This is a genomic window from Bacillus sp. FSL W7-1360 (assembly GCF_038592975.1).
GTDB lineage: Bacteria > Bacillota > Bacilli > Bacillales > Bacillaceae_D > Shouchella > Shouchella lonarensis.
In genome coordinates, this window is sequence record NZ_CP151950.1 from 2,159,994 (window position 1) to 2,173,312 (window position 13,319).

17 protein-coding genes are annotated in these 13,319 nt (G+C 43.2%); 16 read left to right on the forward strand and 1 reads right to left on the reverse strand.

Annotation, left to right across the window (positions count from 1 at the left end; all coding sequences use genetic code 11):
* The first annotated feature begins 15 nt into the window (after positions 1-15).
* From NSQ26_RS11140 to NSQ26_RS11175, 8 genes are all read left to right on the forward strand, one after another.
* The gene (locus NSQ26_RS11140; protein ID WP_499718200.1) at positions 16-783 is read left to right on the forward strand and encodes a TatD family hydrolase; all 768 of its coding nucleotides are present in this window, start codon (positions 16-18) and stop codon (positions 781-783) included.
* Between the two features lie 234 nt (positions 784-1,017).
* Entirely contained in the window at positions 1,018-1,332 is a 315-nt protein-coding gene (locus NSQ26_RS11145; RefSeq protein ID WP_499718201.1) for a hypothetical protein, read from the forward strand.
* Between the two features lie 234 nt (positions 1,333-1,566).
* Positions 1,567-2,811 carry a ubiquitin-like domain-containing protein gene (locus NSQ26_RS11150; RefSeq protein WP_499718202.1) on the forward strand — a complete coding sequence of 415 codons (1,245 nt, stop codon included), beginning with the start codon at positions 1,567-1,569 and terminating at the stop codon, positions 2,809-2,811.
* Positions 2,812-2,903: 92 nt separating this feature from the next.
* Positions 2,904-3,473: a ribonuclease M5 gene (rnmV, locus tag NSQ26_RS11155; RefSeq protein ID WP_499718203.1), complete on the forward strand. Its 570-nt coding sequence runs from the start codon at positions 2,904-2,906 to the stop codon at positions 3,471-3,473.
* On the forward strand, positions 3,466-4,353 hold the full coding sequence (gene rsmA / locus NSQ26_RS11160; protein WP_499718204.1) for a 16S rRNA (adenine(1518)-N(6)/adenine(1519)-N(6))-dimethyltransferase RsmA: 888 nt from the start codon (positions 3,466-3,468) through the stop codon (positions 4,351-4,353). Before rnmV ends, rsmA begins: the two co-directional genes overlap by 8 nt.
* A gap of 74 nt (positions 4,354-4,427) precedes the next feature.
* Entirely contained in the window at positions 4,428-5,297 is an 870-nt protein-coding gene (gene yabG, locus NSQ26_RS11165) for a sporulation peptidase YabG (protein ID WP_499718205.1), read from the forward strand.
* Between the two features lie 171 nt (positions 5,298-5,468).
* Positions 5,469-5,732: a biofilm formation stimulator Veg gene (gene veg / locus NSQ26_RS11170; protein ID WP_090776655.1), complete on the forward strand. Its 264-nt coding sequence runs from the start codon at positions 5,469-5,471 to the stop codon at positions 5,730-5,732.
* A gap of 201 nt (positions 5,733-5,933) precedes the next feature.
* Complete coding sequence (locus NSQ26_RS11175; RefSeq protein ID WP_090776654.1) at positions 5,934-6,110, forward strand: small, acid-soluble spore protein, alpha/beta type; 177 nt, start codon at positions 5,934-5,936, stop codon at positions 6,108-6,110.
* Positions 6,111-6,165: 55 nt separating this feature from the next.
* Here the strand turns inward: NSQ26_RS11175 and ispE are convergent, their stop codons facing one another.
* Positions 6,166-7,023: a 4-(cytidine 5'-diphospho)-2-C-methyl-D-erythritol kinase gene (gene ispE, locus NSQ26_RS11180; RefSeq protein WP_499718206.1), complete on the reverse strand. Its 858-nt coding sequence runs from the start codon at positions 7,021-7,023 to the stop codon at positions 6,166-6,168.
* Positions 7,024-7,238: 215 nt separating this feature from the next.
* Between ispE and purR the strand changes: the two genes are divergently transcribed.
* The 8 genes from purR to NSQ26_RS11220 all read left to right on the forward strand — a co-directional run bounded on the left by purR (position 7,239) and on the right by NSQ26_RS11220 (position 13,261).
* Positions 7,239-8,096: a pur operon repressor gene (gene purR, locus NSQ26_RS11185; protein ID WP_499718207.1), complete on the forward strand. Its 858-nt coding sequence runs from the start codon at positions 7,239-7,241 to the stop codon at positions 8,094-8,096.
* Positions 8,074-8,445: a RidA family protein gene (locus NSQ26_RS11190; RefSeq protein ID WP_090776651.1), complete on the forward strand. Its 372-nt coding sequence runs from the start codon at positions 8,074-8,076 to the stop codon at positions 8,443-8,445. Before purR ends, NSQ26_RS11190 begins: the two co-directional genes overlap by 23 nt.
* 136 nt (positions 8,446-8,581) lie before the next feature.
* Positions 8,582-8,878, forward strand: coding sequence for a septation regulator SpoVG (gene spoVG, locus NSQ26_RS11195; protein ID WP_090776650.1), 297 nt, complete (start codon positions 8,582-8,584; stop codon positions 8,876-8,878).
* Positions 8,879-9,109: 231 nt separating this feature from the next.
* A complete protein-coding gene (gene glmU / locus NSQ26_RS11200) occupies positions 9,110-10,474 on the forward strand; it encodes a bifunctional UDP-N-acetylglucosamine diphosphorylase/glucosamine-1-phosphate N-acetyltransferase GlmU (RefSeq protein WP_090776649.1) in 1,365 nt (454 codons plus the stop codon).
* A gap of 24 nt (positions 10,475-10,498) precedes the next feature.
* A complete protein-coding gene (locus NSQ26_RS11205) occupies positions 10,499-11,449 on the forward strand; it encodes a ribose-phosphate diphosphokinase (RefSeq protein ID WP_090776648.1) in 951 nt (316 codons plus the stop codon).
* Between the two features lie 240 nt (positions 11,450-11,689).
* Complete coding sequence (locus NSQ26_RS11210) at positions 11,690-12,307, forward strand: 50S ribosomal protein L25/general stress protein Ctc (RefSeq protein ID WP_499718208.1); 618 nt, start codon at positions 11,690-11,692, stop codon at positions 12,305-12,307.
* A gap of 112 nt (positions 12,308-12,419) precedes the next feature.
* Positions 12,420-12,977 (forward strand): aminoacyl-tRNA hydrolase, encoded by a 558-nt coding sequence (pth, locus tag NSQ26_RS11215; RefSeq protein WP_499720047.1) that lies wholly within the window; start codon positions 12,420-12,422, stop codon positions 12,975-12,977.
* A 59-nt stretch (positions 12,978-13,036) separates the two neighbouring features.
* On the forward strand, positions 13,037-13,261 hold the full coding sequence (locus tag NSQ26_RS11220; RefSeq protein WP_090776645.1) for an anti-sigma-F factor Fin: 225 nt from the start codon (positions 13,037-13,039) through the stop codon (positions 13,259-13,261).
* Positions 13,262-13,319 lie beyond the last annotated feature (58 nt).

The window sequence follows — 13,319 nt, forward strand, 5'->3', positions numbered from 1 at the left end:
ACGAGGTGAAAGAGGATGTTATTTGATACACATGTGCATTTAAATGCTGATCAATTTGCAGAGGATATAGATGCGACCATCATGCGGGCACGGGATGTGGGTGTAAAAGAGATGGTCGTTGTTGGTTTTGATGAAAAGACGATTACAAAGGCGCTTGTGTTATGTGAACAATATGAGGATTTGTATGCTGCTGTCGGTTGGCATCCAGTCGATGCGATTGATATGACAGAGAAACATTTAGATTGGTTACGAGAACTATCAAAACACCCGAAAGTCGTTGCACTCGGAGAAATGGGGCTTGACTACCATTGGGACAAGTCACCAAAAGAGGTGCAAAAAGAAGTATTCCGTAAACAAATTGCGCTTGCAAAAGAAGTGAAGCTACCAATCGTGATTCATAACCGTGATGCCGATCAAGATGTCGTAGAAATTTTGGCGGCAGAAGGTGCGGCAGAGGTTGGTGGGATTATGCATTGCTTCGGTGGCAGCGTCGAGACAGCGCAGCGCTGTATCGAGATGAATTTTCACATCTCACTTGGTGGGCCTGTCACGTTTAAAAATGCAAAGCGGCCAAAAGAAGTTGCGTGTGCAGTCCCGCTTGAGCGCTTACTCATTGAAACGGATTGTCCTTATTTGGCGCCACATCCGTACCGCGGTAAGCGCAATGAGCCGGCATATGTGCAGCGGGTTGCTGAAGAAATTGCGACGTTGCGTGGGATGGCGTACGAGGCGCTGTGTGAGGCGACGCGGGAGAATGCGCGGGCTTTGTTTGGGATTGGGTGATCTCCTTTTTAGGGGATCACTGATCCGCTTTCTCCGTTTTACTTAATGATATTCATTTCATTGGTTCTCTTTATCATGTTTCTCGTGAAACGGAGAAAGGATCGTTCTGTAAAATAAATGCACATACCTCCCCTCCAAGATAGACAGGTGACCTGTTTACTGGTGGGGAGTTTTACAATGGTGTGAAAAGAAACAGTAGCAAGTATGAAAAATTCAGGGTTTGGAGAGGTGAAAATGAAGAAACCGATGGTGATTGCTTCACATGTGATCTTGCTTGGAAGCATCGTATATTTAATTTTTCAGTTGACGCGGAGTCCGTTGTACTTACCTGATATTTATGCAGAGCCTGAAAACCCTGTCTCGTTTCAAGGATCGAGCATCGATATAGATACACATGTATTTCAAAGTGAAAATGAAGAGACCGGTGTACTTGAAAGCGAGAGTGAGTCTATCTACAGCTTTTCCCTGGATCTATTTTACTTATTGATCATCCTTTCAATGACGTTATTTGGGTTGTCTTTCGTGAAGAAGAGAAAAGATCGTTCCTGAAATGAATGTGGGGAGCGCTCTTAAGGTAAACGCGACGTTGTCATGAAAAAAAGAAAAAACCGTTCGTTAAAATAATGAACTGTACCCATTCTTTTCCTATTGCAGTCCTACCTCACTCCTCACGTTTTGATCACATCAGCGTTGCAAAGGTTACTTCTATATTACGGTTGTGTAACTTGTATTGACAGTTCGCTTGGTGCACCTCTATAATTCTGGGCGTAGGGAGGGATCCGTATGAGTGAACAGGACAAGCAAGAAGGTCACATGGATCATCAACGATTGATTGGACGCAAGAGTGTGCTGATTTCCAGTATATTTGTTATTTTGATCGCGTCTTTTCTTGGATATTATGAGTTAACAAAAGTTGCAGTGGCAATTGATAATAATGGTGAACAAGTGACAGTGCGGACACATGCCGCGACAGTCGGGGAGTTATTAGCAACGCTCAATATTGATGTCGGTGCGCACGACGAAGTGACACCAGCGCTTGATACAAAGCTGGCTGCAAATATGGATGTACAGTATGCGAAAGCAGAGAAAGTCATCTTGACAATCAATGATGACGAAAAAGAAGTTTACACAACAGCAGCGACAGTCGGCGATTTATTAAAAGAGCAGTCTTATGAGACACGTGCTGAAGATGTGATTGAACCGGCGGCGGATACAGTGATAGAGGCAGGAATGAATGTGTCTTATCGTCCCGCAGTTGCTGTGACGCTAACTTATGATGGGGAAGATCATGAACGCTTTACGGCAGCGGCAACAGTTGAAGATTTCCTAAAGGAAACGGAGGAAGTTGCAGTTGGTGACGATGATCGAGTTGAGCCAAGTCTTGATGCAAACGTTGAGGAAGGACTTAAAGTCCAGCTTATCCGTGTGGAGAAAATCACCGACGTTGTCGAAGAGTCAGTTGCGTTTGAAACAGTTGAAAAAGAAGACAACGGTTTAGAAAAAGGGCAAGAGAAAGTCATTGAGGACGGTAAGGAAGGGCGCGAGGAACTGACGTACACAGTGACCCTTGAGGATGGCAAAGAGGTTAAACGCGAACTGAAAGAAACAAAAACGTTGCAAAAAAGCAAAGATCGCGTTGTTGCGGTCGGCACAAAGCAAGAATTGTCAAATACACAAACAGCGAAGAGTGAGACGCCTGTACCTGTAAAGACAACTGCCACGTCAGCTTCATCTGGGGGCAAGACGTTTATGATGGAAGCAACAGCTTATACGGCATCATGTAATGGCTGTAACGGTGTGACAGCAACAGGCATTAACTTAGCAGATAATCCTTCAATGAAAGTAATTGCAGTTGATCCAAGCGTCATTCCTTTAGGCACAAGGGTGCATGTTGAAGGATACGGTGAAGCAATTGCTGGTGACACAGGCGGTTCCATTCAAGGAAATAAAATTGATGTGCACGTAGCAACAAAAGAAGAAGCACGGCGTTTTGGCCGAAAGACAGTGAAAGTCACAATACTGGATTAACGTGTTGAAGTAAGTACTTTTAAGTACTTGCTTTTTTTTTTACTTGAAACAGGCTACAATAAAGCAAGATGAGTAAATAGGGGTTTATAAAAATGCATATTAAAGAAGTCATTGTTGTAGAAGGAAGATCAGATACTGTAGCAATAAAGCGAGCAGTGCAAGCCGATACAATTGAGACAGGTGGAACGGGGCTCGGAGAAATGGTGCTAAAACAAATTGAGCTTGCACATAAACGGCGCGGTGTCATTATTTTAACCGATCCGGATTACCCTGGGACACAAATACGGCGAATTGTGAGCGAGCGTGTACCTGGATGTAAACACGCTTTTATTGCGAAAGAAGATGCAATCAAACCTGGACGTAACGTTGGCGTGGAGTACGCTTCTCCAGAAGTCATTCGATCCGCTCTCAACCAAGTACGAAAAGAAGAGCAAATGATAGAGGTGGAAGCTGAGGTGACGTTGGCCGATTTGGTGTCTGCTGGACTTGTGTCAGGTGAGCGAGCGAAATGGCGGCGTGAAAAGCTTGGTCAGTTTCTTTCTATCGGTTATGCGAACGGGAAGCAACTATTGAAACGACTGCACCTGTTTCGGATTTCAAGAAAAGAGTTTTTGCATGCAGTGCAAGCGGTGCAGTTACAGGAGGAAAAACACGTTGAATAAAGAGATTGCAACGCCTACGCGAACGAAGGATGTTTTGAGGAAACATGGTTTTCATTTTAAGAAAAGTTTAGGACAAAATTTTTTAATCGATCCAAATATTTTACATGCGATTGTAGCTGCAAGTGGTTGTACACCTGAGGATGGTGTGATTGAAATTGGACCAGGTATTGGTGCACTAACAGAACAACTTGCGAAACAAGCAAAGAAAGTGGTTGCTTATGAAATCGATGACCGCCTCATTCCTGTTTTATCAGATACGCTAGCGCCATATCAAAACGTCGATGTGATTCATGAAGATGTGCTGAAGGCAGACATCGAGGCACTGATTGCCACGCATTTTGGTGATGTGCAGCACATTCATGTTGTCGCGAATTTACCTTACTATGTGACGACAGCAATTTTAATGAAATTGTTACAAGATACATTGCCATTGAAGAGCATCACAGTCATGATTCAAGCAGAGGTCGCAGATCGGATCGCGGCGGTTCCTGGCACAAAAGCGTACGGTTCATTATCGATTGCCGCGCAGTATTATGCAGAGGCACGCACCGTACTTACAGTGCCCCCGACAGTGTTCATCCCCCAACCACGGGTAGGTTCAGCTGTATTGAAACTGGATATTAGGGAAACGCCAGCAGTCACAGTGGAAGATGAAAACTGGTTTTTTCGTGTATGTCGTGCATGCTTCGCCAACAGGAGGAAGACCATTTTGAATAACTTGACGCAAAACCTTGTAACAAAAGGACAAAAAGATGTTGCGCTACGTGGTTTAGAGATGGCTGACATCGACCCAAAGCGACGTGGTGAGACGTTGTCTTTACAAGAATTTGCTTGTCTTAGTGAATCGCTCTGTACGTGTTTAAACGAAACGGGAATGTAATGTTTTCAAATCGTGAAAAAAGACACACATCATCCTTAATATAGTCATAGGCTATGAGCAGAGGAGGAAGGATGATGACAATTCAGGTCGGTGATGTAGTAGGACGTCTCTCTTACCAGTGTGATATATTATTCCGCATCATCGCAATGAACGATAAGGAAGCAACGTTAGCTGGTGAAGATATACGATTACTTGCTGATGCGCCCCTGACGGATTTGAAAGTCCTGTCAACACAAGAGCGCCAAATAGAAAAGCAACGTACGAAAAAGATGGAGGATACTTCCTATCGTTTATTCAGACAAGACGCGAAATTAATGCAGCGGTGGCAAGAATATCAGGCAACTGCTGGTTATGAAGATGACCCTGACTTTTTTGAATTGAGAGGACGTGTATTGCATATTGATGGCGATGCCAATTATTTAGATCGCTGCACTGTTTTATATGAAAGGCTTGGTGTACCGGTATATGGCGTACATTTGGATGAAAAGAAAATGCCCACACAGATTGCCTCACTCCTAGAGATGGTTCAGCCCGATATTTTAGTTGTCACCGGACATGATGCTTACTTAAAAAATCGAGGATCACGGGAGGATTTAAAAGCGTATCGGCATACGCGCTATTTTGTGGAATGTGTACGTATTGCGCGCGGTTTGACAAGGGGTTATGATGACTTGATGATTTTTGCTGGCGCATGCCAGTCACATTTTGAAGCTTTAATTAAAGCGGGAGCAAATTTTGCCAGTTCTCCTGACCGAGTTAATATTCATGCGTTAGACCCAGTGTATATCGTCTCTCGTCTTAGTCGCATGTCTTTTACAGAAGTCACGAATTTGTGGGAGGTTGTTCGTAACACCATTACGGGTCAAAAAGGTTTAGGTGGCATTGAAACACGGGGTGCCATGCGATTGGGTATCCCCCTTAAAGAGGAAACGTCTCGAAAGTAAGAGGCGTTTTTTATAATGAATACATAAAAAGATGAAAATGGTCTACACTATACAACAATGTGATAAAAAAACAGTTGTTGACAAAGCTACAGCATGCTTGTTATAATCTTTCGTTTTACTTTTTTATGTAAGTGCTGTATAATATGAAGAAGGAGTGAGGTGGTTGTAGGGATGGCAAAGACTTTACTTGATATTAAACGAGCGTTAGATGAAAATGTGGGCAAGAAAATTACTGTGAAAGCAAATGGCGGACGGCGACGAACAACTGAACGATCAGGAATGATTGAAGAAACGCATCCGTCGGTTTTTGTCATTAAACTCGACCAAGAACAAAACGCTTTTGGGCGGGTTTCTTATAGCTATGCTGATGTATTGACAGAGACGGTGGAGCTTTTATTAACTGGCGAGAATGGGAAACAAGCGACATTAATTTAACGTCTGTCATGTGTATGTATAAGACAAGTCTTTTATCGCTTTTGCATGACGTTTGGACTTTCTTTCCAGTAAAAAGAAAGTCTTTTTTTTGTTTCTGGAGATAAACTAAACATGCTGCGTGATGCAGCGCAAAGCCAAATTCGACATGCGGTCATCATATGCATTGGCATGCAGACCGACATTGAAAGGAGCGGGTGAACGATGAGCAGAAGACGTGGTATGATGTCAGAAAGCTTTAAGGAAGAACTTGCAAAAGAGCTTGGCTTTTACGATACGGTGAAGAAAGAAGGTTGGGGTGGCATCCGTGCGCGTGACGCTGGGAATATGGTGAAGCGCGCGATAGAGATTGCAGAAAACAAGCTGACTGGTCACCGTTAGTAAGAAAACCCTGATGGACCGTTTCGTACGTGCCGTCAGGGTTTTCTTTTGAGGATCAACGATCACCGATTAAACGTACTGCATAAACATCTTTGCAAAATCCCCGCAAGCTATTGTAGAGACGCTTGGCACGTGACTTTTTGTGTACCAATGCAAAGACAGTAGGGCCACTTCCACTCATTAGCACACCATCTGCACCAAACTTTTGTATTTGCTCTTTAATGTGTGCTACCTCTGGATAGCGCTCTAAAGTGACTTCCTCCAGGGTATTATGAAGTAATTGACAGATGGTCACACGATCTTTCCGTTTTAGCGCATCAATTATGGCCGTTGTCTGAGCGTGACGTAGTGTGGACACATCTAGGCGATTGTACACTTCGGCGGTTGAAACCGAAAGCGCCGGTTTTGCTAAAACGACCCACATGGGAGGGGGCGATGGCAATTGTTCAATATGCTCACCGCGCCCTGTTGCAAGGGCGGTTCCTCCGTATACACAAAAGGGGACATCAGAACCAATTTCTGCACCAAGTACAGCAAGCTCATCGATGGTTAAACCAAGCGCCCAGATCTGGTTCAGTCCTTTTAATGTGGCTGCTGCATCGCTACTGCCTCCAGCTAACCCAGCTGAGATCGGTATTTGCTTTGTAATATGGATATGCACCCCAGCTGAGATACGATAACGTCTTTTTAACAATGCCGCTGCTTGATAAACGAGATTCCGCTTGTCTGTGGGAACGGCGCCTCCAGATACTTCGATAGAAATACGCGCATCTGACCGCAATGTGAGATCAATCCGATCTGCTAAATCGACCATTGTCATGACCATTTCGACTTCATGATAGCCGTCAGTACGTTTTCTTAGGACATCGAGCGATAAATTAATTTTTGCGGGTGCTTTGATCGAACATTTCACGTTGTCACCTTCTGTATAATATGCTGTCGTTATTTTATCATTTGTGTGGCAAACATACCACCCTTTCCGCTAGGCATCCTTTAATCCTTCAAATACAACTTATTTTTTTGTTCTTTTACGCATTTTTTACGGATTCGTTCAAATGGCTTCTTGCCTTAATCCGTATAAAGATGATATATTGTACGTAAATATTCGTGTTTAGTGACGGAGGATATATGAAGAAATTAAAAAGAAGTGAGCGTCTTGTTCATATGACGTATGACTTATTACAGCACCCACATGAAGTGCGCTCACTGACACAATTTGCAAATCGTTATGGTGCAGCGAAGTCATCAATTAGTGAAGACTTAGTCATGATGAAAGACATGCTAGAAGCTGACGGTCGTGGGACGTTACAAACGATGGCAGGTGCCAGTGGTGGGGTAAAATTTTTACCGAAGATGAGCATTTCCGAGGCCAACACTTTAATTGACAAACTTGTTGCTACATTACATGATCCCGATCGTATTTTACCAGGCGGGTATTTGTATATGATGGACTTACTTGGTCATCCGCGACTTATGCATGAGGTGGGACGTTTGTTTGCTGCGTTGCTTGCGCATACGCAGGTAGACGCGGTGATGACGGTAGCGACAAAAGGGATTCCTCTTGCCTATGCACTTGGTCATCAATTAAATGCCCCTGTCTGCATTGTTCGTCGTGATCATCGATTGACAGAAGGGGCGACGGTGAGTGTCAACTATGCTTCTGGTTCTTCCAATCGTGTGCAGACAATGACACTAGCGCGTCGTAGTTTGACGCCAGGGTCGAAAGTGTTTATTGTGGATGATTTTATGAAAGCGGGTGGCACGATTCGTGGTATGATGGACTTACTTGCTGAATTCCACGCCGAGGTCATTGGAACGGGTGTACTCGTCGAAACAGCCGATGTAAAGGAAAAATTAATTGACGGTTACGTGTCATTAACGAAATTGGCCCGAGTTGATGTGAAAGACCGGCATATACAAGTGGAGACCGGCAATATTTTAATGAAAATGAGGGAGCATACAGATGAAAAAGATTCATACAAATGAAGCACCACAAGCAATTGGACCATACTCGCAAGGAATTGTAGTTGGCAATATGTTTTATAGCTCAGGTCAAATCCCTTTGACAGCGACAGGAGCATTGGTAGCTGGTTCAGTGGAAGAGCAAACACGTCAAGTTTTTGCAAATTTACAGGCCGTTTTGCAAGCGGCAGGTTCTTCCTTTGACAACGTCGTCAAAGCAACGGTGTTTATTAAAAATATGGATGATTTTCCACGCATTAATGAGGTGTATGGAGAATATTTCAGGGACCATCAACCTGCGCGCTCTTGTGTGGAAGTGGCACGTTTACCAAAAGATGTTTTAATTGAAATTGAAGTGATGGCGCTAGTGTAAATTTTTCCACCTTCTATGTATATAGGAGGTTTTTTAGTCCGGAAAAATTTTTCTGTGTAATGTGCATTTTCACAGAGGGAATCCCTCGTTTATCGCGAATTGAGTATACAGGAAGACGATAAGGAGAGTGAACAACATGGAAATTACAGATGTCAGGTTGCGTCGGGTTCAAACAGAAGGTAGGATGCGGGCCATTGCCTCAATTACAATTGATCATGAGTTTGTCGTCCATGACATCCGTGTCATTGATGGCAACAACGGCTTGTTCGTAGCGATGCCAAGTAAACGCACCCCGGATGGGGAATTTAGAGACATTGCGCACCCTATTTCTTCTCACACGCGTGAAAAGATTCAAGTAGCCGTTATGAATGAGTACGACCGTGTAGGCGCATACATGAGGGCTGAAAGTTATGAAGAAGCGGGTGCGTCATAACTCAAAGTTAAAATCAAATATTTTAGAAATGGAGAGCTAAGAGGTATAGAGCTAACCTGAAAATGAGGTTAGCTTTTTTTGATAGCGCATTCATTTCTACAAAAGAACTTTCTTTATGAGACACAGCAAACGCCCAGTAATGAATTTCTTTTTGCTTGCTTGTCAATCCCTTGAAATCACGCGTTTTTTAGAGTATAGTTTGAATGACAATGAAATGCCAGGAGGGACAAAATGAGCGGTAGATTTGCAATAATTTTGGCAGCAGGACAAGGAACACGAATGAAATCAAAGCTATATAAGGTGCTACACCACGTTTGTGGCAAACCTATGGTGTCTCACGTGGTCGACCAAGTGCAAGAAGTGGGTTTTGATGAGACTGCAGTCATTGTTGGACATGGTGCGGCACAAGTAAAAGAGACGCTGTCACAAAATGTTCATTTTGTTTTGCAAAATGAACAGCTCGGTACCGGTCATGCTGTTCGTTGTGCAGAGTCACTATTTGTCGGGCGTAAAGGAACGACGGTTGTATTGTGTGGTGATACGCCTTTATTACAAGCGGATACAATTCGCAAGCTCATCCAAACACATGAGGCGCGTGAAGCAAAAGCGACGGTGTTAACAGCCATTGCTGATGATGCAACAGGTTACGGACGCATTATACGTGGAACGGCGGGTGATGTGGAACGAATTGTTGAGCATAAAGATGCAAATGAATCCGAACGGGCAACAAAAGAAATTAATACCGGCACATATTGTTTTGATAATGAAGTGCTTTTTGAAGCGTTAACGCGTGTGACAAACGAAAATGTACAAGGTGAGTATTATTTACCAGATGTGATCGGAATTTTACAGCAGCAAGGAGAAAAAATTGCTGCTTATCGCACGGATCACTTTGCGGATACATTAGGTGTCAATGACCGCGTGGCGTTATCAGAAGCTGAGGCGCTCATGCGTGCACGCATTAACGCCCGGTGGATGAGAGAAGGCGTAACACTCATCGATCCAACAACAACGTACATTTCTGTTGATGCAAATATTGGAAGAGACACAACCATTGCACCAGGATGCGTCATAAAAGGAACAACGGTCATTGGAGAAGGTTGTCGGATCGAGTCGGGGACTGAGATAGAAGAGGCTCATGTAGGAGACAATGTGTGTATTCGCCAATCAGTGGTTACAAAAAGTCAAATTGCATCAGGGGTGACGATTGGACCATTTGCCCATATTCGTCCAGGTTCTGTTATAGGTTGTGATGCAAAGGTTGGTAATTTTGTTGAATTGAAAAAAACGACACTTGCGGAACGTAGTAAAGTATCCCATTTAAGTTACATTGGTGATGCGAATGTGGGGGAAGATGTGAATATTGGCTGTGGCGTTGTGACAGTTAATTATGACGGAGAGAATAAATGGGAAACAATCATACGCGCAGGTGCTTTTGTTGGTTCAGGAACAAATTTAATTGCACCTGTGGAAATAGGGAAAGAAGCATTTGTTGCCGCTGGTTCAACCATTACGGAAACAGTTCCCGATCATGCGCTTGCGATTGGTCGAGCACGACAAGTCAACAAAGAAAATTATGTGAAAAAAGACAGATAATTTTACTGGAGGTTCTTTGAACAAATGGCAAATTATAGCGATCCTAGCTTAAAGGTATTTACGCTTAATTCTAATAAAGCATTGGCAGCGGAAATTGCTCAAAATATCGGTATCTCACTTGGGAAAAACTCAGTGATGCGTTTTAGTGATGGAGAAGTGCAGATTAATATTGAAGAGAGTATTCGAGGCTGTGATGTATATTTAATTCAATCGACATCTGCACCAGCAAACGAACATTTGATGGAATTGCTTATTATGATTGACGCATTAAAGCGTGCATCGGCGCGGACAATTAATGTGGTGATGCCTTATTATGGTTATGCGCGTCAAGACCGTAAAGCCCGGGCACGGGAACCGATCACAGCGAAATTGGTTGCGAATTTATTAGAGAAAGCGGGCGCGACGCGTTTGCTTACACTGGACTTGCATGCGACGCAAATCCAAGGTTTTTTTGATATTCCAGTAGATCAATTAATGGGTGTGCCAATTTTATCCACGTACTTTGAAAGCAAAGGGTTAGAGGACATTGTTGTTGTTTCGCCTGATCACGGAGGGGTCGTGCGGGCGCGCAAGATGGCAGATCGCTTAAAAGCACCTATTGCCATTATTGACAAGCGACGACCAGAACCAAATGTTGCAGAAGTGATGAACATTGTGGGTCACATTGAAGGGAAAACGGCAATTATTATAGATGATATTATCGATACGGCAGGAACAATTACACTTGCGGCGAATGCATTAATAGAGCAAGGTGCAAAAGAAGTCTATGCTTGCTGTACACATCCTGTTCTTTCGGGACCAGCAATTGAGCGCATCCGTCACTCGAAGATTAAGGAATTGGTCGTAACGAATACGATTGCCTTAAAAGACGGGCAACAAGGAGCAAACATCACTCAATTGTCGGTTGCACCATTAATGGCGGAAGCGATCATTCGTGTGCATGAGGACGCTTCAGTTTCAACGTTATTTAATTAAAGGAGGAGATAAGCCTTAGAGAGGACTTCTATATAGACTTTATTTTGTTCTGACAAAGGTGTTTGACGTCAAGAGACACATCAAGCTTTGGATAGCCAAAGAAAGAGCCGAGCCAAAACTCTTATTACAAAGAGAAAAGAAGTACATCATAGATAGCGTTGGCGTCAAGTAATCGTTATTTGACAGGAAATGGTGTCAATGTGTATTAAACTTTATTTAAGAAAGGCAAGGTGAAAAGTGATGACAACACTTCATGCTCGAATGCGTCAAGACTTGCGTGGACAAAAGGCAAAACATGTACGGAAAGAGGGGCTTGTTCCGGGTGTTGTGTACGGAAAAAAAATCGAGAGTCAGAATGTCGCTGTTGATCATACCGACTTGAAGAAGTTATTGCGTGAAATTGGGCAGAATGGATTGTTGAAGTTGGATGTTGAAAATGATCAAAGTTATCAAGTGATGATTCAGGCTGTGCAAAAAGACCCACTTAAAAACGACTATCTTCACATTGATTTTTTTGAAGTAGACATGTTAAATGAGATTCAAGCTCAAGTTCCTGTCCATATAGAAGGAGACTCACCTGGTGTGTCACAGGGAGGTTTGCTTAACCATCAGTTACATGAACTGACAGTGCGCTGTTTACCGGCCGATATTCCAGCAAGTATTACGGTTGATATCTCTCAGTTGCAAATTGGTGATGTGCTGCATGTTGCGCATGTTCGCCCAAATGTTGCTGTTCACATTATCAATGAAGACGAAGATACAGTTGTGGCAGTGCAACCTCCGGCGGTTGAGACAGCTGAGCCTAAAGAGACAGAGGAAGGCGATCAAGAGGCGGAGACAAGTGCAGACGCATCATAAAACTGTCATGAGGAGTTAAACACGGTCAATCTACGCTCTTGGCGTGTTCGTTCGTAGCCTTCTGCTTTTGCAGGAGGCTGCTCCTTATATGTTGAGAAAGGAAGTATTTAAGATGAAAGTTGTTATAGGTTTAGGTAATCCCGGAAAAAAGTATGACCAGACACGGCATAATATTGGTTTTGCGGCGCTTGATGCATGTGCAAAAGAATTTTCAATGACAATTGATCAGCGTAAACATCAAGGTGTTTATGGGGAGTACCGTTTCAATGGAGAACGTATATACTTCTTAAAACCATTGACTTATATGAATCTTTCAGGTGAATCGGTGCGCCCTTTCCTTGATTTTTATAACATACAGCTTGAAGATATCGTAGTTATTTATGATGATTTAGATTTACCTGTAGGTACAATGCGCTTACGCCAGCAAGGCAGCGCCGGTGGGCATAATGGCATCAAATCATTGATTGCCCATCTAGGGACAGAGAAATTTAAAAGAATAAGATTAGGTGTAGGACGTCCTGAGCAAGGGGAGTCGGTAGCTAATTATGTATTGAGCTGTTTTCGGAAAGGCGAAACGGCACAAGTGACAGATGTTTTGCAGAAAACCGTAGCTGCGGTGAATATGTGGTTAGAGAAACCTTTTTTAGATGTGATGAACAAGTTTAACTAGGATAATTGATATCGCTGCTGGCAATACTGATAGAAAACGCGTAGAAGGTGGCATGCGATATGATCCACTACCATTGTCGTCACTGTAACCACTTGTTAGGAAGTGTGGCAAATGATACGTCCTTATCTGCGCTTGGGTTTAGCAATTTAACAATTGCCGAGCAACAGGCACTATTGACGTACATACAAAATGGTGATATACAAGTAAAAACGATATGTGAACATTGCCATGCAGCACTTGAACAACAACCTGAACTTTATATGCTCCCCAACTTTATTCAGTGAAGTGCGTCTGTCGTTTGTAGGCATATGCTGGTTAGATATTGAGTAGCAATAAAAAGAC

Coding starts and splice junctions, on each gene's coding strand:
- NSQ26_RS11140 (WP_499718200.1), top strand. CDS start 16: ATGTTATTTGATACACATGTGCATTTAAATGCTGATCAATTTGCAGAG.
- rnmV (WP_499718203.1), top strand. CDS start 2,904: ATGCATATTAAAGAAGTCATTGTTGTAGAAGGAAGATCAGATACTGTA.
- spoVG (WP_090776650.1), top strand. CDS start 8,582: ATGGAAATTACAGATGTCAGGTTGCGTCGGGTTCAAACAGAAGGTAGG.
- NSQ26_RS11190 (WP_090776651.1), top strand. CDS start 8,074: ATGAAAAAGATTCATACAAATGAAGCACCACAAGCAATTGGACCATAC.
- NSQ26_RS11205 (WP_090776648.1), top strand. CDS start 10,499: ATGGCAAATTATAGCGATCCTAGCTTAAAGGTATTTACGCTTAATTCT.
- yabG (WP_499718205.1), top strand. CDS start 4,428: ATGACAATTCAGGTCGGTGATGTAGTAGGACGTCTCTCTTACCAGTGT.
- NSQ26_RS11175 (WP_090776654.1), top strand. CDS start 5,934: ATGAGCAGAAGACGTGGTATGATGTCAGAAAGCTTTAAGGAAGAACTT.
- NSQ26_RS11145 (WP_499718201.1), top strand. CDS start 1,018: ATGAAGAAACCGATGGTGATTGCTTCACATGTGATCTTGCTTGGAAGC.
- pth (WP_499720047.1), top strand. CDS start 12,420: ATGAAAGTTGTTATAGGTTTAGGTAATCCCGGAAAAAAGTATGACCAG.
- NSQ26_RS11150 (WP_499718202.1), top strand. CDS start 1,567: ATGAGTGAACAGGACAAGCAAGAAGGTCACATGGATCATCAACGATTG.
- glmU (WP_090776649.1), top strand. CDS start 9,110: ATGAGCGGTAGATTTGCAATAATTTTGGCAGCAGGACAAGGAACACGA.
- NSQ26_RS11210 (WP_499718208.1), top strand. CDS start 11,690: ATGACAACACTTCATGCTCGAATGCGTCAAGACTTGCGTGGACAAAAG.
- veg (WP_090776655.1), top strand. CDS start 5,469: ATGGCAAAGACTTTACTTGATATTAAACGAGCGTTAGATGAAAATGTG.
- purR (WP_499718207.1), top strand. CDS start 7,239: ATGAAGAAATTAAAAAGAAGTGAGCGTCTTGTTCATATGACGTATGAC.
- NSQ26_RS11220 (WP_090776645.1), top strand. CDS start 13,037: ATGATCCACTACCATTGTCGTCACTGTAACCACTTGTTAGGAAGTGTG.